This is a genomic window from Halorussus salinisoli (genome assembly GCA_005239435.1).
Classification (GTDB): Archaea; Halobacteriota; Halobacteria; order Halobacteriales; family Haladaptataceae; genus Halorussus; species Halorussus salinisoli.
In genome coordinates this window covers 875148-894402 of record ML241305.1, presented here as the reverse complement: position 1 = coordinate 894402, position 19255 = coordinate 875148, and the positions used below count along the sequence as shown (strand labels likewise).

General features: G+C 66.0%; 16 protein-coding genes. 6 read left to right on the top strand and 10 right to left on the bottom strand.

Annotation, left to right across the window (positions count from 1 at the left end):
* The 3 genes from E2484_RS04520 to E2484_RS04510 all read right to left on the bottom strand — a co-directional run.
* The coding region (locus E2484_RS04520) for an acetate--CoA ligase (protein WP_137284017.1) at positions 1 to 1540 on the bottom strand (1540 nt) is incomplete at its 3' end.
* A gap of 160 nt (positions 1541 to 1700) precedes the next feature.
* Positions 1701 to 3476: a bacterio-opsin activator domain-containing protein gene (locus E2484_RS04515; protein WP_137284016.1), complete on the bottom strand. Its 1776-nt coding sequence runs from the start codon at positions 3474 to 3476 to the stop codon at positions 1701 to 1703.
* 588 nt (positions 3477 to 4064) lie between these two features.
* Entirely contained in the window at positions 4065 to 6005 is a 1941-nt protein-coding gene (locus tag E2484_RS04510; protein WP_137284015.1) for an acetate--CoA ligase, read from the bottom strand.
* Between the two features lie 265 nt (positions 6006 to 6270).
* On the opposite strand from E2484_RS04510, the gene E2484_RS04505 reads away from it, so the two are divergent.
* Together E2484_RS04505 and E2484_RS04500 are read left to right on the top strand one after the other, a co-directional pair.
* Positions 6271 to 6480 carry a hypothetical protein gene (locus E2484_RS04505; protein WP_321111791.1) on the top strand — a complete coding sequence of 70 codons (210 nt, stop codon included), beginning with the start codon at positions 6271 to 6273 and terminating at the stop codon, positions 6478 to 6480.
* A 135-nt stretch (positions 6481 to 6615) separates the two neighbouring features.
* A complete protein-coding gene (locus E2484_RS04500; protein ID WP_137284013.1) occupies positions 6616 to 7506 on the top strand; it encodes a COG1361 family protein in 891 nt (296 codons plus the stop codon).
* Positions 7507 to 7668: 162 nt separating this feature from the next.
* Here the strand turns inward: E2484_RS04500 and mutS are convergent, their stop codons facing one another.
* Both mutS and E2484_RS04490 read right to left on the bottom strand, forming a co-directional pair.
* Complete coding sequence (mutS, locus tag E2484_RS04495; protein ID WP_321111789.1) at positions 7669 to 10452, bottom strand: DNA mismatch repair protein MutS; 2784 nt, start codon at positions 10450 to 10452, stop codon at positions 7669 to 7671.
* A 422-nt stretch (positions 10453 to 10874) separates the two neighbouring features.
* Positions 10875 to 11072, bottom strand: a complete 198-nt coding sequence (locus E2484_RS04490; RefSeq protein WP_137284012.1) for a heavy-metal-associated domain-containing protein — start codon at positions 11070 to 11072, stop codon at positions 10875 to 10877.
* 182 nt (positions 11073 to 11254) lie between these two features.
* On the opposite strand from E2484_RS04490, the gene E2484_RS04485 reads away from it, so the two are divergent.
* The gene (locus E2484_RS04485; RefSeq protein WP_137284011.1) at positions 11255 to 11932 is read left to right on the top strand and encodes a DUF4396 domain-containing protein; all 678 of its coding nucleotides are present in this window, start codon (positions 11255 to 11257) and stop codon (positions 11930 to 11932) included.
* A 61-nt stretch (positions 11933 to 11993) separates the two neighbouring features.
* Entirely contained in the window at positions 11994 to 12341 is a 348-nt protein-coding gene (locus tag E2484_RS04480; RefSeq protein ID WP_137284010.1) for a four-helix bundle copper-binding protein, read from the top strand.
* Here the strand turns inward: E2484_RS04480 and E2484_RS04475 are convergent.
* Positions 12338 to 12631 carry a hypothetical protein gene (locus E2484_RS04475; protein WP_137284009.1) on the bottom strand — a complete coding sequence of 98 codons (294 nt, stop codon included), beginning with the start codon at positions 12629 to 12631 and terminating at the stop codon, positions 12338 to 12340. The genes E2484_RS04480 and E2484_RS04475 overlap by 4 nt on opposite strands.
* Before the next feature lie 58 nt (positions 12632 to 12689).
* Here E2484_RS04475 and E2484_RS04470 point away from each other — a divergent pair, with 58 nt between their 5' ends.
* Complete coding sequence (locus E2484_RS04470) at positions 12690 to 13172, top strand: hypothetical protein (RefSeq protein WP_137284008.1); 483 nt, start codon at positions 12690 to 12692, stop codon at positions 13170 to 13172.
* On the opposite strand, the gene thiD is transcribed toward E2484_RS04470, so the two are convergent.
* A complete protein-coding gene (gene thiD / locus E2484_RS04465) occupies positions 13169 to 14557 on the bottom strand; it encodes a bifunctional hydroxymethylpyrimidine kinase/phosphomethylpyrimidine kinase (RefSeq protein WP_137284007.1) in 1389 nt (462 codons plus the stop codon). The two genes, E2484_RS04470 and thiD, sit on opposite strands and share 4 nt — an antisense overlap.
* 166 nt (positions 14558 to 14723) lie before the next feature.
* Between thiD and E2484_RS04460 the strand changes: the two genes are divergently transcribed.
* The gene (locus E2484_RS04460) at positions 14724 to 15686 is read left to right on the top strand and encodes an NOG1 family protein (protein WP_137284006.1); all 963 of its coding nucleotides are present in this window, start codon (positions 14724 to 14726) and stop codon (positions 15684 to 15686) included.
* Between the two features lie 4 nt (positions 15687 to 15690).
* On the opposite strand, the gene E2484_RS04455 is transcribed toward E2484_RS04460, so the two are convergent.
* The 3 genes from E2484_RS04455 to E2484_RS04445 form a co-directional block, all read right to left on the bottom strand.
* The gene (locus E2484_RS04455) at positions 15691 to 17016 is read right to left on the bottom strand and encodes a TIGR00341 family protein (protein ID WP_137284005.1); all 1326 of its coding nucleotides are present in this window, start codon (positions 17014 to 17016) and stop codon (positions 15691 to 15693) included.
* A gap of 62 nt (positions 17017 to 17078) precedes the next feature.
* Positions 17079 to 17825, bottom strand: a complete 747-nt coding sequence (locus E2484_RS04450; RefSeq protein ID WP_137284004.1) for an SIMPL domain-containing protein — start codon at positions 17823 to 17825, stop codon at positions 17079 to 17081.
* Positions 17826 to 17886: 61 nt separating this feature from the next.
* Positions 17887 to 19185 carry a TIGR00341 family protein gene (locus tag E2484_RS04445; protein ID WP_137284003.1) on the bottom strand — a complete coding sequence of 433 codons (1299 nt, stop codon included), beginning with the start codon at positions 19183 to 19185 and terminating at the stop codon, positions 17887 to 17889.
* Positions 19186 to 19255 lie beyond the last annotated feature (70 nt).

Sequence of the window (19255 nt, the reverse complement as noted above, 5' to 3'; positions counted from 1 at the left end):
AGTAGACCCAATCGTCGGGGTCGTCGGAGTCGGTGTCGGAGTACTCCGCCCAGTACTCGTCGACGTACCGCTCGTCGTTGTTGTAGAGGGTACGCAGCATCCCCGGCCACGGCTTCTGGACCGTGAGGTGGCCAGCCTTCCCCGGTTCGACCTCGTCACCGTGGGTGTCGACCACCTGCGCGTCCACGCCCGGAAGCGGCGGCCCCGCGCTTCCGGGTTTCATGTCCCTCACGCCCGGGAGGGTCGTGACCATCATGCCGCCGGTCTCGGTCTGCCACCACGTGTCGATGATCGGGCAGTTCTCGTCGCCGATGTGCTTGTAGTACCACTTCCACGCCCGGGGGTTGATGGGTTCGCCGACGGTGCCGAGCAGGCGCAGACTCGACAGGTCGTGCTGGTCGGGGTAGTCGCTCCCCCACTTCATGAACGCCCGGATGGCGGTCGGCGCGGTGTAGAGTTGGTCGGCCTCGTACTCCTCGATAATCTCCCAGAGGCGGTCTTTCTCCGGATAGTCGGGCGTGCCCTCGTACATCATCGTGGTCGTCCCGAGCGACAGGGGGCCGTAGACGATGTAGGAGTGGCCGGTAATCCAGCCGATGTCGGCCGAGCAGAAGTACGTGTCCTCGGGCTTGACGTCGAGGACTGCCTGCGAAGTCCAGGCGGTCCACGCGAGATAGCCGCCGGTCGTGTGCTTGACGCCCTTCGGTTGCCCGGTCGTCCCCGACGTGTACATCAGGAACAGCATGTCCTCGGCGTCCCGCGACACCGGTTCGACCTCCGCGCCCGACTGCGCTTCTACGAGGTCGGCGTAGGCGTGATGACTCTCCGCCATCGGGTGGTCGTAGGCGTCGCCGAGTCGGTCCACGACCACCACGTCCGACACCTCGTGTTCGACGCCGTCGAGTCCCTCGTCGGCCTTGGCCTTGTGTTCGAGGGGGTCGCCGCGCCGGTAGTAGCCGTCGCAGGTCACGAGGTATTCGGAGTCGGCCGCGTTCATCCGAGTCGCCAGCGCGTCGGCCGAGAACCCGGCGAAGACGACGCTGTGGGGTGCACCGATGCGGGCGCACGCCAGCATGGCGATGGGTAACTCGGGAACCATCGGCATGTACATCGTCACCACGTCGTCCTCGCCGACTCCCATCTCGTGCAGGGCCGCCGCGAACTCGTTGACTTCGCGGTGGAGTTCCTCGTAAGTGTAGGTCCGATTCTCCTCGTCGGTCGGCTCGCCGATCCACTCGATTGCGGCCTCGTCGCCGCGCTCGTCCAGATGCCGGTCGAGGCAGTTCGCCGAGGCGTTGAGTTCGCCGCCGGTGAACCACTCGTAGAACGGCGGGTTCGAGTCGTCCAGCACCGTCTCGTACTCCTCGTTCCAATCGAGCAGGTCCGCGGCCTGCTCCCAGCACTCGGGCCACTCCTCCTCGAACGTCTCGTAGACGGAGTCGTCCGAGACGTTCGCGCCTTCCACGAACGATTCGGGGGGTTCGAATCGCTCTTGGTCTTCGAGTCGGGCTTCGAGTTCCACGTCTTGTTCTTCCTGCATGAGCCACATTCACAATCCAATCACTCCCCTATAAGTGGGGGAACTAACTATCCCAAGACCCGAAAATATGGCCGTAGAGGCTTCGCAAGGAGTACTGGTAAGTTTTTCCACTGTTCGGTAGGCGTTTCACCGACCCGAACTCGTCCGTGACGCTAGACAGTTAGTGTTGGTCGGCGTCCACGACTCGGTGGTCCGGCCCCTCGAACACGGCGTCCAACACCTTCTGCTGGGCCTTCCGGAGGTGGTTGTGGAGCGTCGGCGACGAGACGCCCATCGAGGCCGCGAGTTCCTCGGCGGTACTCCCGCGGGGCCACTCGAAGTACCCGGCGAGGTAGGCGGCCCGGAGGACGGTTCGCTGGCGCTCGGTCACGCGGTCGTGGACCGTCTGCTGGACGTTGGCCGCGCTCCGAACCGGTTCCTCGACCTCGCGCTTCGAGCGCAGGTGGGTCTCGGGGAACGCCGCCTCGACGGCCTCCACGACCCGGCGAACGTCCACGCGCTGTGAGAAGACGCCCGACACGTCGGCAACGCCGCCTTCGACCGACAGCTCGCGGACGGTGCCGCCGCGCTCGACCAGAATCGGCGCGACGGACTCGCCCGAGACGGCGAACTCGAAGAGCGCGCCGTCGCCGTAGTCGCGGATGAGGCGGGCGTCGTCCACGGCGTCCGCGCCGGACACTCGTTCGAGAACGTCCCCGACCGCGGCCCCGCTCGCGGTGACGAAGTAGAGCAGCGAGTGGTCCTCGACCGGGACGACGCCTTCGAGTTCGAACCGGCAGTCGAGGTCGGCCGAGGCGGCCACGAGGAACACGCCCTCGTCGGTGGTCCGAAGCGAGAGGGCGACGCCCGTGTCGGCCAAGAGCAACTGCTTGCGCGCGATGGCGGTGAGGGTCCGGCCGACGCGCCGCCCCACGTCCGCGAGGAAGGTCCGGTCGGCCGTCGAGAACGTCTCGTGGGCGATCCAGAGCAGGCCGTGGACGGTTTCGCTCGACCGGAGCGGCGCGACGGCGAACGAACACTCCGACAGCACCCCGTCGGCCGGTGCTTCGACGAGGGTCACGTCGGGCACGTCGGGTGCGTCGTCCGGCACGTCCGCCGCGTCGAGAACCTCGCCGGGAACGTCGTCTGCTCGCTCCGGCGCGGCGCTCGCCCGGGTCGCACCGCGCTCGTCACAGACCCAGACGGCGCGGTACGTGTCGGCGAGGCGGTCGCACGCGGCCCGTTCCACGTCCTCGCTCGTGGACGCGTCCGCGAGCGCCTCGCCCAGCGCGCCCGCACACGCGAGGAGGTCGTGGGTGTCGCTTCGCGCGTCGGGATTACGAGACGGTCGCGCAGGTCGCGATGGGTCGGTCCGCGGACGACCGCGCCCCGGGGACCGGTCGGCGAAGGCGTCCACGACCTCGGCCGTGGTCGGTTCGTCGAGGTACGCCGCGAGGCTCTGGAGGCTCTGCCACCCGCCGACGCTCTGGACGACCCGGGGAGCGACCTTTTCCTCGGCGAGGAGTCGCCACGCGAAGTGCTGGCGGAGGTCCCGGCACGTCACGTCTCGGAGGTCGTCGGTCCGGTCGGCCACGTCGCGGACCAGCATCTGGACGCGCCGGGCCGACACGTCGACGAGGGGGTCGTGGCGGTCCACGTCGTTGACGTTGGCGAACTTCCGGAGGTCGTGGACGACCGGCGACGGCACGTACGCCTCGCGGGCGTCGCCGTTGCGTTCGCGCTCCGCGCCGTCGGGCACCGTGAGGAGATGGTGAACCTCGCCGCCGCGTTCGAGCTCTCGGAGGTCCGCGGGCCGAACACGGACTATTTCCGACGCTCGGAGGCCGACGCGCCCGGCCAGTTCCACCACGAGGTCCTCGCGGTAGGTCTCGGTTCGCCGCCGGAGTCGCTCGTACTCCGCAGTCGTCAGAAAGTCGTCGCGTGCCTCGCCACCCATTTCGTTTCGCCTTCTCGAAGGAAGGCGAATAAATCTTCGGTAACGAGCTTCGAGTTGGTGGAGCGGTCGTCGATTTGAGGAGATTTCGCAGGGGTCGGAGAGACGGTATTGGTTCAGGAAATCCCTGTTCGCTAGGAACCGCACGACTCTGAGACGTGATGACGTTCTCGAAAGCCTCCGCCCGAGGGTGATTTGGTCGGCCGATCGTGGCTCGGTGGAAGTCTTCACCCGGCGTGCGCTGGCGCGACCCCGTGTCGCGCCAACCGTGCGAGGGACGACCGAACGAAGTGAGGGAAGAGGTTGGGGAGGTGTGAGGCCTGTAATCGCGGTACAGGGCGGTGCGAGTGCGGTCCGATTGGCTCGAGTAGTCGTTCGCTTCTCCCGTCCTTCCGTATTTGCGGTGCTGTACACCGGTGACTGATTCCCGCAGGTCGTCCCCGAGCGTGATACCGACGAAAATCGCATTTCAATTGCCCTCGGGTTCCTATATATGTCTTAAATACAATAATATAATTCTATACAATTAGGAATCCTATATCTCCCTGGTGGATTTCACCTTCTCAGAAAAACACGAAAATCGTCCGAACGCTACCTGTCGAGAAGCGACTCCAGTTCGCCGACGACCTCCGGATTCCGGAGCGCGCTCGTGTCGCCGAGGTCCTCGCCGTTGGCGATGGCCGCGAGATACCGGCGGACGACCTTGCCCGAGCGCGTCTTGGGGAGCGACGGCGCGAACGTCACTACGTCGGGTGCCGCGATGGGGCCGATGGCCTCCTCGACCGCCGCGCGGACTCGCCCGCGGAGCGCGTCGTCGCCCGCGACGTTCGACTCGGGACTGACGAAGGCGTGTATCTCCGACTTCCGCACGGCGTTGGCGTCCTCGCCGACGACGACCGCGGCCTCCGCGACCCCCTCGACGCCGACGATGGCCGACTCGATTTCCGTGGTACTCAGCCGTCGGTCCGAGACCTTGAGCACGTCGTCGGCCCGGCCGAGGAGGTGAAGATAGCCGTCCTCGTCCCGGACGGCGTTGTCGCCCGTGGCGTACTGCCACTCGCCGTCGACGGTCCGAGTCCGGCGCTCGCCCCAGTCGGTCTCCTCGCAGAGCGACCGGGCCATCCCCGGCCACGGGCGAGTGAGGACCAGTTGCCCCGCCGCTCCGGCGGCGACCTCCTCGCCCATCTCGTCCACCACGGCCGTCTCGATGCCCGGCAGACTCTTGCCTACTGCGCCGGGTCGCATCCGGTCGACGCCGGGGAGCGTCGAGAGGACGATGCCGCCGGTCTCGGTCTGCCACCACGTGTCCACCACCGGACACTCGCCGTCGCCGACGTGGTCGCGGTACCAGTGCCACGCCGTCTCGTCGATGGGTTCGCCGACCGTCCCGAGCAGGCGCAGACTCGACAGGTCGTGGCTCTCGGGATGCTCTTCGCCCCACTTCATGAACGCCCGGATGGACGTGGGTGCCGTGTAGAACACGTCGACTTCGTTGCGCTCGATAATCTCCCAGAGGCGGTCGGTCTCGGGGTGGTCGGGCGTCCCCTCGTACAGGACGGTGGTCGCCCCGAGCGCGAGCGGGCCGTAGACGGCGTAGGAGTGGCCGGTGATCCATCCCACGTCGGCCGAACACCAGTGTGTGTCGCCGGGGACCAAATCGAGGACCGCGTGACTCGTCCACGCGACGTGGGTGAGATAGCCGCCGGTCGTGTGTCGGACCAGCGTGGGTTCGCCGGTCGTTCCGGAGGTGTAGATGAGAAAGAGCAGGTCGTCGGCCGCGCGGGAGACGGGGTCGACTTCCGCGCCCGCGTGGTCGGCCACGAGGTCGGCGTAGGCGTGGTGGTCGCCCGCTGGCCGGTCGTCTTCGAGGCGGTTCACCACGACCGGTTCGACCGCGTGGTCCACCGAGACGCAGGCGTTGTCCGCCCTGCGCTTCAGGTCGAGCGCGGCCCCGCGCCGGTAGTAGCCGTCGCAGGTCACGAGAAACCGGGATTCTGCCCCCGCGAGCCGAGTCGCCAGCGCGTCGGCCGAGAAACCGGCGAAGACGACGCTGTGGGGTGCACCGATGCGGGCGCACGCCAGCATGGCGACCGGCAACTCGGGGATCATCGGCAGGTAGAGCGTCACCACGTCGCCCTCGCCGACGCCCAACTCGCGCAGGGCCGCGGCGAACGCGTTCACCTCGTCGGCGAGTTCCCGATAGCTGTACGTCCGGGTCTCCCCGAGTTTTCCCTCCCACGTCACCGCCGTCTCGTCGCCGCGACCGGCCTCGACGTGGCGGTCGACGCAGTTGTACGAGGCGTTCAGTTGCCCGCCGGGGAACCAGCGAGTCGTCCCCTCGTCGTCCAGCATCGAGTCGAATCGGCGGTCCCAGTCCAACAGGTCGGCGGGCCGCTCCCAACACTCGGGCCATCCGGCCTCGCGGAACGCTTCGCGGTCGGCCGCCGTGACGTTCGCTCCCTCGACGAACGACTCCGGCGGCGACACCCACTCGCGCTCGCGGGTCGTCTCGTCTCCGCTACTGTGGACCATCCGTTTCGGATTTCGGGCAAATAGGGAAAAATCGTTCGCCTCGCCGGACGACCTCGGACTGCTCTCAGGGACGACTCAGACTCCCGAATCGGTAACTCGATACTGCTGGCCGGGCGACCAGCAATCCGCTTCCCGCCGACTCGGGGGAAAATTGAAACGCTCGTCGTGAACACGGAGCGATCTGTTCGACGCCGACGACCCCGGCACGGTCATCAACGAGTTTCTCGTCAGCCTCTTCGTCCCCGGTATCCTCCTGCTCACGGCGGTGTGGGCGTCCTTTCGACTCGTGTTCGACGACGCGCTCTCGGCCGCTGGACTCGACCCGATTACTCCGGCCTACGGTGCGGGCGCCTTCGCGGACGGGTTCGGTCGATTTCTCCTGCTGATAGTCGTCACGGCCGTCCTGTTGGTTCCGTACTTCGCCGCGTACGCCCGGTTCCTCCGCGGACCGCTGCGCGAGCGCGGACTGGTTTAGCGGTTCGTGGTCGCGAATCGAGTTATCGCCGATCGAGTTTCGTGCAGATTACTCGGACCTCAAGCGCATCCTGTCGTCAGGACCGCATTCACAGGCCCTCTATAACAATGGAACGTCACGTGGAGTCGGTGGTAGATGAATAGACGTCACTTCATCACCGCGACTACCCTCTCTTTGAGCGCCCTCGCCGGTTGTACGGGTGGTGGGAACGACTCCTCCCAATCTAGCCAGACGACTGCGGAGACGGAGACCGAGCAAGAAGGTTCGACGGAGACGACGTCTACACGAGAACGTACAACTGAGGAAGGGGAAGCCGAATTCGAACTGGTCTCCTCGGACGTTCCCGAGAAGGTCGAACTCGGGGAGGAATTCGCGATTTCGGCCGAAATCAAAAACGTCGGTTCTGCCCCTGGGGAGTTCGATTCTGCCATCAGCGCGAAAACCGCCAGTAGCGATTGGCAGCAGGCCGGTGATGCAGAGACGGAGGAAATCGAGCCTGGCGAAACGGCAACCTGGACCAGCGAAACCGTTACGTTCGAGTATCTAATGCGGGTTACGTACCGAATCGAGAAACTAGAGCAGGAGTTCACGATTCAAGCGGTCAGTCGGAAACTGTCGCTCGGTGAGTCGTTCACTACGCCCGAGGGAGTCGTCGTCTCGGTGCAGAGGTTCGACCTGAAGAGTTACTACGAATACGAGGGCTACGACGGAAGCACCGAACAAAAGCGGGCCGGAGACGGAAAACGGTGGGCTTTCGTCTATCTGAAAGCCGAGAACACTGCCGGTCAATCGAACTTCATCCCGCTCGAGACGGACGTGAACCTCATCGCAAGAAACAGCCAGTACGATCAGAAGTACGTCAATAAAGAGGAGAACCGCTACGAGGGCGGCGAAGTCGAAGCCGGTATCGTCCGAAAAGGGTGGCTCGCGTACGAGATTCCGAACGACCTCTCGAAGACCGATTTGACCGTCGCTTGGAGTGACCGGGACGGAACCGGAGAGTGGTCGGTTCGGTGGTCGGCTTGACTCCCTCTAGATAGCTGTTACTTTCCCTTGCGCATACGGCCGCGCTACGCACGCTCGAGGGCGAACACGCGCGCTTCGCCTGCGCGTGTACGCGAAGGTTAGTACCGCGGGTTCAACGTGGGTACTGAACTACTAGAACAAGTCGTGTCTGCTCGAGCTAACTCACTCGCTGTTCAACTGCTCCTTCCACTCTTGGACTCGGTTCATCAACTCCACGGGCGACGTCTCGTGGACCTCGAGGTCTTCTAACTCGTCGAGGACGGCTTCCGTGTCCGAATCGAGGGTCCGGTCGTCACTACCGGTCGCTTGCTCCGGAGTAGACTGTCTCTCCGTTCCTCCGGACGCCCCGGACTCGTCGGTATCCGAACGACTGTCGGTTCTGAGCCGACCGGACCCGACGTCGAAAACGACCTGCTTCGTCCCTCCCTCCGTGTCGCCTCCACGCACCTCGATGGCTTCGTCGTCTCGGAGTCGGTCGAGGACTTCGCGCGACCGGTCGACTACGGGTTCGGGAACGCCTGCGAGGTCCGCGACGTGGATACCGTAGGAGCGGTCGGTCGGTCCGTCTTCGATGGTTCGGAGGAACGTCACCTCGCCGTCGTGTTCGTCGGCCGCGACGTGGACGTTCTCGACCGCCGGAAGCTCGTCGCCGAGCGTCGTCAACTCGTGGTAGTGTGTGGCGAAGAGCGTTTTCGAATTGATTTCGTTGGCGATGTACTCGCTGGCGGCCCACGCGATGGAGATTCCGTCGTAGGTCGCGGTGCCCCGGCCCACTTCGTCCAGAATCACCAGCGAGTCCTCGCTGGCGGAGTGGAGGATGTTCGATAGCTCTTGCATCTCGACCATGAACGTAGAGCGACCCTGCGCGAGTTCGTCCAGCGCGCCGACCCGGGTGTAGATGCCGTCCACGACGCCGACCTCGGCGGCGTCGGCCGGTACGAAACTCCCGATCTGGGCGAGCAGGGTTATCAGGGCGGCCTGTCGCATGTAGGTCGACTTCCCCGACATGTTCGGCCCCGTGACTATCAGGAACTGTCGCTCGTCGGCGTGCCCACCGCCACTCTCCCGGTCCGGCAACGAGGCTGACTCGCCCATCCGGAGGTCGTTGGGGACGAACTCGGTCGTGCGCTCGACGACGGGATGTCGTCCGGCCTCGATGCGGAGGTCGCCCGACTCCCGCAACTCGGGGCGAACCCAGTCGTTCTCGACCGCGTGGACCGCGAGGCTGGCGAGGGCGTCGAGTTCCGCGAGAGTGCGACCCACCGACTGGAGGAGGTCGGCGCGGGCGGCGACCGACTCGCGCAGTTCCGAGAACAGTTCGTACTCCAGTTCGCCGCGGCGCTCTTCGAGGCGGAATATCCGGCGCTCGCGCTCGTCCAACTCGTCGGTGGTGTATCGCTCGGAGTTCTTCAGGCTCTTGAGGCGGTCGTAGCGGTCCGGGACCTTCCCGGTGTCGGAGTTGCCGACCTGGATGTAGTAGCCGTCGGTCTTGTTGCGGTCCACCTGCAGGTGGGTGATGCCCGTCTTCCGCTTCTCGCGGTCGTCCAGCGTGGCTATCCACTCCCGAGTCTCCTCGTGCTGGTCGATGAGGTCGTCGAGTTCGTCGTCGTGGCCTCGCCGGAACAGACCGCCCTCGGTGACGGTACCGGGCGGGTCTTCGACGATAGCGCCTAGCTCCTCGCGGAGCGCGGCGGCCGCCTCGCGGTCGGGCCGACCGGCGATTTCGGCGAGCGGCGAACTCGACAGCGCGGGATTCGAAGCGATGGCGTCGGCGACCTCCGGCAGGAGCGCCAGCGTCTCTCGTACCCGCAGGAGGTCGCGAGCGTCCGCGCTCCCGTGGGCCGCCTTGCTCGCCAGTCGTTCGAGGTCGTAGGCTCCGCCGAGGGTCTCGCGGACGGTCTCGCGGGCGAGCGCGGAGTCGGCGAAGGCGGCCACGGAGTCCGCTCGCTCGCGGAGCGTCGGCAGGTCTTGGCGCGGGCGCTGGAGCCACTCCTTCAGGAGGCGCTTGCCCGGACTCGTCACGGTGTGGTCGATGGTGGCGAACAGCGACCCGTCGCGGTCGCCCTGCATCGTCTCGGTGAGTTCGAGGTTGCGCTGGGTCGTCGCGTCGAGCGACACGTGGTCGTCGCCCTCGTAGGACTGGAGTCGGGTCATCGAGGCTTTGACGCCGGTACCGGTCTCCTCGACGTACGAGAGGAGCGCGCCCGCGGCCTGCACTCGCGGCCGTTCGTCCCGATTGCTTGCGCTCTCGCCCGCCAGGCCGAGGCTGGTGAGGGTCTCCTGGCCGAACTGCGCCTTCGTCTCGTGGGTCGCTCGACCGGGCGCGAACGCGTCGGCGCGGTGGAGCGTGAGCGTCGCGTCGGTGCGCTCGCGGACTCGCTCCAGGAAGGCGTCGTCGTTGCGGACCTCCGGGCCGGGAAGCACCTCCACGGGGTCGAAGCGGTAGAGTTCGGTGAACACGCTGTCGGCAGTCGCGTCGGCGTCCGCTCCCGTGACTTCGGTCACGAGGAATCTCCCCGTGGTCACGTCGGCGAAGGCGAGACCGTAGCGGTCGTCGTCGGCCCGGACGACTCCGGCGAGGTACTGGGCGTCGGCGTCGGTCGTTTCGAGCAGGGTGCCGGGCGTCACGACCCGGGTAATCTCGCGGGCGTGGCCGTCGGCGGTCTCGTGCTGGTCGGCGACCGCGACCCGGTAGCCGCGCTCGACCAACTGCTTGAGATGCGGCGTGAGTTTGTCCACCGGCACCCCGGCCATCGGATAGTTCGAGCCGTGAGACGACTTCTGGGAGACCTTCAGGTCGAGGAGGTCCGCGACTTCTTCGGCGTCGTCGCCGAAGAACTCGTAGAAGTCCCCGACCTGCATCACGAGATAGTCTGCGTCGGTCTCGGCCTTGAGCGAGAGGAACTCCCCGACGATGCCGCCCACCTCGGCGTCAGGTCGGGACACGGCGACCACCTCCCCGGAGGGACGAGCGCGCGAGCGAATTCATAGTCGAGTTGGAGGGGCCTCGGCGACTAAAACGGTGCGGGTTCGGGTGCGAATCGAGGCCGGGCCTCGTGACGAGCGAACGATTGCGACAATCCACGGAACCGCGGACTGTCGCAGTCTCCGAAACCACGGATTGTCGCAATCCACGGAATCACAGATGTCGCAATCCACGGAATGCGGGCCGTGAGCGCCGCAGGCGCGAACTGCTCGGGGTGGCACGGGGCGCGATGCGGTCGCGGAGCCGTGCGGAAACTCCCTTGCACCCGCAGTAGCTAGCGTTGCCGTCTCCGTTCGAGCAGTAGACAGTCCTCCAGAGAACCCGCTATACGTCCTCTAAAGAAACAATATTATTGCTGAAGAAAACGAATATCGTTCCCTGATTAGGCCTTCGCCGTGTAACCCGCGTCCTCGACCGCGGTTACGATGTCCTCGTCCGACGCCTCGCCTTCGATGGTCACGCTGTCGGTTTCGTTGTCGGCTTCGGCGTCGGTCACGCCCGGCAGGTCGCGCAGTGCGTTCTCGACGTTCTCCTCGCAGCCGCCACAGCTCATGCCTTCGACGGTAATCTGTTTCGCCATGTCCGTTACTTCGGTAGCGTCCTTTTTCCGACTTTCCCCTGTGATTTCGCTACTCTCGCCCGGATTCACTTCGGAAACCAAAGTCGCTGCCGAGAAATCCCGAAGAATCTCCTGGAGAGCGTCCGCGACGGGATTGTATCTTAGCCGCAATCCCGTAAAGCCTGAATCCCGTACCCTCGGACATGGGAATCCAGCAGGCGCTCCAGAACGTGCTGACGAACCCCACCTACCTCGCGGCGTGGGGCGGACTGGTCGCCGTCTCGCTCGCGGTCCTCGTCCGGGACCTCCGGAGGAACAACTCGGAGCTAAAGAGCCTGATGCAGTTCGTCTGGGCGTTCACGGTGCTGTACTCCGGGCCGCTCGGTCTCGTCGGCTACTGGTACTCGGGGCGGACCCAGATCGACCACGACTCGTTCTGGCGTAAAGGATTCCGGTCGGTCAGCCACTGCTACTCGGGGTGTGGGACCGGCGAGGTCCTCGGCGTCTCGATGGCGGTCGGTCTCTTCGCGTTCAAGACGACCGGAACGGTCGTCCTCACCTTCGCGCTGGCGTACCTCTTCGGCTACCTGATGACGGTCGGACCGCTGATGCAGGAGGGTATCGGTCTCCGAGAGGCCCTCTGGGACGCCTTCTACTCGGAGACGGCGAGCATCACCGTGATGGAAATCGTCGCCATCAGCACCGACGTCTGGCTCGCGGGCGAGGCCGGACTGGGCGACGTGCTGTTCTGGACCTCGCTCGTGTTCTCGCTGACCCTCGGCCTGCTGGCGGCGTACCCGGTCAACCTCGCGCTCATCTACGTCGGCGTCAAGGAGGGGATGATGAACCCCGCGAAGATGGGGACCGAGATGGGAACATAGCCGTAGTTTTGGGACGCGTGGCCACAACCATCTTCCGTGTTTCTACCGTTCTTCCTGTGTCATGGCATTAGCAGAACTCGAACTGAGCGACACCGCGGACGAGTGCATGGACAACTGCCTCGAAGCGATGCAGGCCTGCGAGTGGTGCGCCGACGAGTGCCTCGACGAGGACGAGGACATGGCCAAGTGCATCCGGCTCTGCCGGGACGTGGCCGACCTCGCTAGCGAACACGCGCGGTTCATGGCGCGCAACTCGAACTACAGCGCCGAACTCGCGGAGGCCTGCGCCGGGGCCTGCGAGGAGTGCGCCGAGGAGTGTCGGCGTCACGACCACGACCACTGTCAGGTCTGCGCCGACGTGGTCGAGCGGTGCGCCGAGTCGTGTCGCGAGATGATGCAGGCCGCCTAAAGTCGCGACTCGATTTCTTCGACCAGTTCGCGCGCCGCGGCGACGTGTTCGTCCGCGGTTTCGCTTCCGGTATCCTCGACGCTCGAGAGCAGCATCCGGACCTGCCCGACGCGCTTCTTCACGACCGCTTCCGATACGTTCGGTCTCGCGGCGTCCTCGCAGACCGCCTCGGCTTCGCCGAGCCACTGGCTCGCCCGGGCCTCGACCGGCAACTCCGCGGTCGCTTCGAGGTGGTCGTGCAGGTCGGCGACGAGGTCTGCGAGGTCCGAGCAGGCGCTCGAATCGGTCATACCCGCCCTTCGTCGCGCTCTCGTAACAGTAATGCGGTCGTAGCAAGCCCCTGATGGTATGAGCGACGAGGACACCGACGGGGCCGAGGAGAGCGAAGACGCCGACGACCACGCCCTCCCGCCCGAAGACCTCCGGTACCCCGAGTTCGTCTTCGAGGACGGCGGTATCGCCGACGACGGGAGTTTCGACCTCGACGCCGATCTCGACCGCGAGGAGTTGCGCGAGTGGGTCGAAGACCTCACCGGAGGGCTGGCGAGCCACGACGTCGCGGTCGAATCGCCCGATGGCTACGTCACGTTGGGGGTCGCTCCGGACGGCGTGCGGATGTCCTTCGACCCCGACGAGTCGGGCGTGGGCGACTTCGAGGTCACTGTCGAGATGCGCGTGAAGGCGATGTTCGTCGCCGACGACCCTGACGGCGAGAAGGTCGGCGCTCGCGGCGGAAAGGGGTTCGTCCCGGTCAAGGCGCTGACCGAGGACGGCGACGGGGATGGAGAGTACCGGTGTTACAACTGGATAGACGACCCGACGGACCCCTAAAGGGTTTCCGACAGGGCCACCACTCGCTCGGTCAACTCCTCGCCACTCTCGGCGACCACCTTCGTCATCGCTTCCTTGCCGACTTCGCCCCTATCGACCACGGCCACGGGCGTCCCCTCGACCGACTCGAACGCCCGCCGCGCACCCCACTGCATCGTGGACCCCTCCCGCTCCTTCACCTCGTCGGGTTCCGACCCCCTGTCGTACTCCGCGACCGCCCAGTCCAGCGACTCCAATGCGGCCTCCACGTCGGCGTCGAACCGGCAGTTCGCGGCGAATCGCAGGTCGGGGTCGAACTCCCGGCAGGCCAGCAGGAAGCGCGCGACGTGGCTCGACGCGCCGAAGCGCACGCCGCGGTTGGGCTCGACGCCGGAGAACGTCCGAGCGATTCGCCCCTCCACCGCGGCGGTTTCGTCCACCGTCTCGGCGTAGGGAGTCGCACCGACCACGTTCGTACCGACCTCCGGCACGAGCGCCGACACGTCTTCGGCGACGAACTCCCGGACGACCTCATGGACCTCCTCGGCGGTGGGTTCGCGGGCCGCGCGATTCCGGCGCTCGACGCCGTGGTGGACCGCGCCCGGTCCCTCGCCCACGTCGAGGGGGTAGCGAACCGCGCGAGTCACGAACTCGACGCCCGACTCGACTGCATCACTTAGGTCGTTCCCGCGCGCGAGTTGGGCCGCGACGGCCGCCGAGAGCGCGCATCCGGAGCCGTGAGTCGCGTCGGTCTCGACGCGGGGATGCTCGAACGCCCGCGTCTCCTCGGCAGTCACCAGCACGTCTCGGACCGACTCGCCGGGGACGTGCCCGCCCTTGACGAGGGCGGCGTCGGCACCCATCGCCACTAGTCGCTCGCCCGCCTCGGTCGCCGACTCGCGGTCTTCGACTGTCACGTCGGTCAGCACCTCCGCCTCGTCGGCGTTGGGCGTCACGAGCGCGGTCTCGGCTACCAACTCCTCGTACGCTCGCTCGGCCTCGGGCGCGAGCAGGCGGTCGCCCGACGCGGCGACCATCACCGGGTCCACGACGAAGGGAAACTCCGCGCTCGCGGCGCGGTCGGTTACGGTCTCCACGATTTCCTCGGTGGCGAGCATCCCGGTTTTGGCGGCCCGTACGTCGAAGTCGCCGGTCACGGCGTCGATCTGGGCCGCGACCTCCTCGGCGGGCAGGACGTGTGTCGATTCGACCCCGCGGGTGTGCTGGGCCGTGACCGCGGTGACTGCACTCGTCCCGAAAGCGTCGTGGGCTTCGATGGTCTTGAGGTCGGCCTGCACGCCCGCGCCGCCGCCGGAGTCGCTGCCCGCGATGGTGAGCGCGACGGGCCTCTGTACCGGTGCAGGTCGTCGGGTGTCGGTCGTGGGTGTAGGCTGCTGGTCGCCCATTTACCAAGTGGTAAAACAGAGTGGTACTTAGAGGTGGGTGGTAGGTGGTGAGTCGGTACCCGCCGACTCCCACCGACGTTGCCACCCCTATCGAACTACCGACTCCTCGAAGCGCTCCTACGCTCGTATGGACGCCCTTTTAATGTCGCGAGACCTATCTACGTGCATGATTTTCGAGAACCTGCCGACGACCCCAACGTCGGAGGAACTCATCGACAAGGCCTTCTCGCGGGCCGCACGGGCAGGCCGGGCCAAGAACGGCGCGGAGGCCCAACAGTCGATGCTCCAGACCGCCTCCAACATCCTGAGCGACAACTTGCAGAACGTCGCCGCGGAGTGGCCGGACTTCGACGAGGTAGACCCCTTCTACTACGAACTCGCCGACGCCATCGTGGACGTAGACGAGTTGCGCCAGAGCCTCTCCGAAATTCAGTGGGCCAGCAGGAAGACCCACGACATCGGCCGGGAGTATCAGGGCAAACTCACGGGCGACGCCGACGCCGACCGGAAGTTCCGCAAGCAGGGGTTCGCCCGCCTCGCGGACGTCGTGGAGGAGGTCGAAGACGACCTCCTGCGCGTCGGCGAGGCCCATCAGGACCTCCGTCGACTCCCCGACATCGACCCCGACGAACCCACCATCGTCGTGGCTGGCTATCCCAACGTCGGCAAGTCGTCGTTCGTCAACGAGGTCACGAACGCCCGGAACGAGATCGCCGAGTACCCCTTCACGACCAAGGGCGTGCGGGTCGGCCACTTCGAGCAGGACCACATCCGGTATCAAATCGTGGACACGCCCGGCCTGCTCGACCGGCCGGAGGACGAGCGCAACGACATCGAGAACCAGGCGGTCTCGGCACTCACCCACCTCGCGGACGCCATCCTCTTCGTCGTGGACGCGAGCGGCTACTGCGGCTACCCCCTCGACGCCCAACTCGAACTTCGGGACGCCCTCGCCGAGCGATTCGAGGACGTGCCGGTCCTGACGGTCTGCAACAAGTCGGACCTCTCGACCGACGTCGACGCCGACGCCTACATGAGCATCGAGAGCGGCGAGAACGTCGACGAGGTTCTGGACGCCACGGTCGAGGCGGTCGGTTACGAACCGGAACTACCCTTCGAGGACGAGTGAATCGTCACGCGGCCGCACTCGAGTGCGGAACTCCGAGCGACTCCTGCGAAGAGTTCGCAACTTCGTAGTCCACGAAGTGGACGCGGACCTCCGGGTTCTGATTCGTCCGGTCGACGACCTGCCGCTGGAGTCTATTCGGCAGGTTCGGATACTCCCGGTCCGACGTGCGACTGATGGTGACGGTGACGGTCTCCGGTTCGAATAGATTACCGGTGAATCCGTACTCGACGCTGGTCTGGACGAACGTGAGGTTCGCGTACTCCGAGTCGTCGAGGATGGAACTGACTCCCTGATTGATACTGCGCTCGTAGGTGACCTGCTGGTAGGTGGCGAACACCGCGCCGCCGACGACGAGAAGCAGTGCCACCACCGAGACGACGAACACCGCGGTTCCCGTCGAATCGCGGGGGTTCCAGAGCTTTCGGTCGAACCCGTTCGGCCGGTAGCCGAGGTACCAGAGCGTGACGAACGCCGCGACGTTGATACCGATTATCGATATCAGCAGGAGTATCAGCGACCCGACCGCGATGACCGGATACCCCCAGATGGTGGCGATGCCGGTGGTCGCGGCGGCCGGAATCAGGGCCGCGGCGATCATCACGCCGATTAGCGAGGTCGGTCCCTTCGTCGATAGTCCGAACGCCGAGGCGCTCCCCGCCGCCAACCCGACCGCCACGGTGAGCAGACTCGGCGCGACTCGGGAACTGATCTGGCCGAGCGCCGTGATCTGCAACTGGGGGACGAGCGAGAACGTCCTGAGGAGATAGCCGAACGCCAGCGAACTCACGATGGCGACGACTATCCCGACCGCCTGCAACCAGATGCTGTCTCGAAGCATCTCTCGGTCGCCCGTGACCCCGCCGACGCCAGCGGTGAGAACCGGCCCCACGAACGGCGCGATGACCATCGACCCGACGACGACGGCCGGAGAGTCGACCAGCAGGCCCGCGGTGGCGATGATGGCGCTCAGGAAAATCATCCAGACGAACGAGGTCGTGTCGTGGGCCATGTCGCGGGCCTTCGACCGGAGTTCCTTCCGGGTCAGCGGGTCGAAGTCGTCGGCGTATCGGTTCTCCAGCATCTCCATGTTGGGCGTGGAGGCGGTCTCGGCGTTCCCCATGACGGTGTACTCGTCTTCTTCGAGTCCGGCGTCTCGGAGCGCACTCATCACGTCTCCGACCCCGTCGCTTGGGAGCGGAAACTCCACGAGTACCTCCTGGCTGGTTCGCTCGTCGGTTTCGAGGACGGCGTAGTCGATCTCCTTCTCGTCGAGCGCGCCCAGAACTGGGCCACGCCGTTCGTCCGAAATCAGGACGTGTATCAGGCGCACAACGAAGTCACGGCGTACCGACGCAAAAGGATTCAGGCCGCCGTGGACCGCGGTCGGCGGCGTTACGCGCTGGCGTTGTACGTCACCGACACTTGCGCGGAGACGGTCACCGGCCCGGACTCGATGCTCGTCCCGGCCTTCCCTTCGGCGTCGGCCGTGAGAGCCTCGGCCCGGACGGGTCTGAAACTCTGGTCGCCGGTCGCGGCGCTGTGGACGCCAGCGATCGTCAGATTCGCGCTCTCGGCGATGACGTCGGCGTTAGTCCGTGCGTTCTCCATCGCGTCCCGGAGCGCCTCGGCCCGAATCTGTCGTCTGCGCTCTTCCGACAGCGTGAGTTCGATGTTGTCCACGCGGTCGGCCCCGTTCGCCACCGCGGTATCGACGACGGCTCCCGCCCTGCTCACGTTCGACAGCGTGATCTCGAAGGCGTGGACTCCCTGGAAACCGGCGGGTCGTCGCTCGCCCTCCTCCTCGCGGTACTCCTGGTCGATGCGGAACGAGACGGTCCGAATCTGGTCGTCGGCGATTCCGACTCGTCGGAGCGCCTCGCGCATCTGCGTGGCGTTCTCGGCGAGTTGGGTTCGGACCGCGTTCGCGTCGTCACCGCGCGCGAGGACCGCGACCTGCAGGACTGCCTGATCCGGCTCTGCTTCGGCCTGCCCGGTCGCGGAGACGCTGATCGTCTCGCCGCCGCGGTCGGCTTGCTGTGTCTGTGCGGTCGCGTCGGAGGTCGGCGCGAGACTCCCGACGCATCCGGCAGTCAGCAGTAGGAAGGCGACCCCCACCGTCGTGAGTATTCTGCTGTGCATCGCACGTCGGATACGACAGCTCCCGGCAAAAATCCCCGCATAAGTGAAACGGCGACTTGACTCACGGTTCGACGCGCTCGTACTCGACGAACCGGACGTCCACGACGATCTCCTGGGCGGTGTTGCGATTGATGCGCTGGCTCAGGCGTCTGGGGAGGTCCGGGTACTCGACGCCGGGTGGACGACCGACCGTGATGACGACGCGCTCGGACTGGTCGAACGGGAGATTACTACTCCCGACGAACTCCATGTCGAAGAGCCTCGCTCCCTCGTACTCCTCCTCGGTGAGGACGGTGTGAGCCTTCTCCTGGGCCCGATTCTGGAACGTCGCGTTCTCGATGGTGGCGAACGTCACCCCACCGAGGAACAGCGAGAGGAGGGCGATGGCGACCACGAGGACGCCAGCGCGCTTGAACAGTACCGACCGGGTCTGGTTGAGTTCGAACCAGTCCTTCGGCCCGTAGTCGAGATACCAGAGAACGACCAGTCCCGAGAGGTTGATCGAGAGGATGTTGACCAGCACGAGGACGAGCGAACTCACCGCCGCGAGTGGCTGTTGCCACGCGATTCCGATGCCGACGGCGGCGGCGGGCGGGACGAGCGCCGCGGCGATCATCACGCCGACGATGGCGACCGAGACGCCCGACGCGAGGCTCAGCGCGCCCGCCGCGCCCGCTCCGAGCGCGACGGCCAGCGAGAGGAAGTCGGGCGTCAGTCTGCCGCTGACCTGCGAGATGCCGAGGACGTCCGTCCCCGGTGGGAGGAGGAAGCCGTACCGAACCCCGACCGAGAACAGGGTGGCGGCCGCGATGGCCGCGAATCCGCCGATGAACTGGTACTTCACGCCGCGACGGAACAGCTGTCGGTCGCCGAGGACGGTGCCGACGCTCGTCCCCATCGCGGGCCCGATGAGCGGCGCGATGACCATCGACCCCACGACGACCGCCGGGGAGTCGAGGAGCATCCCCGCGGTGGCGACGACCGAACTGATGACGGTCATCGTCACGAAGGTGGGAAACTCGGGGGTCATCTCGCGGGCCTCGGTACGTATCTCCTCGCGGGCGATGGTGGAGGGGTCGTCGTTCTCCTCGGAGAATCGCTTCTCTAACTCTTCGTACTGGCGGGAGGTGTCGGTCTCGGCGTCGATGACGACCGCGTGGGGGTCGTCGCCCAGTCCGGCGTCCTGCAACTTGTCGAGAATCGGCTGGACGGCGTTGGTCGGTAGTGAAAAGTAGGCGATGGCGGTGTACTCCCGGCCGCTGGTCTCGTCGGTCAGCATGTAGTCGACGCCCTCGGATTCGAGCACGTCGGAGACTAACTCTCGCTTACCTGCCGGAATCGAAACCTGCACGAGCCGCATACCTGCGGAATGGCACGGGAGGTGTAAATAAGTCGCGGCACGGCGACGGGACGGTTTCGGACGCGCTCGG

What these genes read in the sequence shown, in the direction of transcription:
- E2484_RS04515 (WP_137284016.1), bottom strand. Translation starts at nt 3,476, where the DNA reads ATGGGTGGCGAGGCACGCGACGACTTTCTGACGACTGCGGAGTACGAG.
- E2484_RS04510 (WP_137284015.1), bottom strand. Translation starts at nt 6,005, where the DNA reads ATGGTCCACAGTAGCGGAGACGAGACGACCCGCGAGCGCGAGTGGGTG.
- E2484_RS04500 (WP_137284013.1), top strand. Translation starts at nt 6,616, where the DNA reads ATGAATAGACGTCACTTCATCACCGCGACTACCCTCTCTTTGAGCGCC.
- E2484_RS04490 (WP_137284012.1), bottom strand. Translation starts at nt 11,072, where the DNA reads ATGGCGAAACAGATTACCGTCGAAGGCATGAGCTGTGGCGGCTGCGAG.
- E2484_RS04485 (WP_137284011.1), top strand. Translation starts at nt 11,255, where the DNA reads ATGGGAATCCAGCAGGCGCTCCAGAACGTGCTGACGAACCCCACCTAC.
- E2484_RS04480 (WP_137284010.1), top strand. Translation starts at nt 11,994, where the DNA reads ATGGCATTAGCAGAACTCGAACTGAGCGACACCGCGGACGAGTGCATG.
- E2484_RS04475 (WP_137284009.1), bottom strand. Translation starts at nt 12,631, where the DNA reads ATGACCGATTCGAGCGCCTGCTCGGACCTCGCAGACCTCGTCGCCGAC.
- E2484_RS04470 (WP_137284008.1), top strand. Translation starts at nt 12,690, where the DNA reads ATGAGCGACGAGGACACCGACGGGGCCGAGGAGAGCGAAGACGCCGAC.
- thiD (WP_137284007.1), bottom strand. Translation starts at nt 14,557, where the DNA reads ATGGGCGACCAGCAGCCTACACCCACGACCGACACCCGACGACCTGCA.
- E2484_RS04460 (WP_137284006.1), top strand. Translation starts at nt 14,724, where the DNA reads ATGATTTTCGAGAACCTGCCGACGACCCCAACGTCGGAGGAACTCATC.
- E2484_RS04450 (WP_137284004.1), bottom strand. Translation starts at nt 17,825, where the DNA reads ATGCACAGCAGAATACTCACGACGGTGGGGGTCGCCTTCCTACTGCTG.
- E2484_RS04445 (WP_137284003.1), bottom strand. Translation starts at nt 19,185, where the DNA reads ATGCGGCTCGTGCAGGTTTCGATTCCGGCAGGTAAGCGAGAGTTAGTC.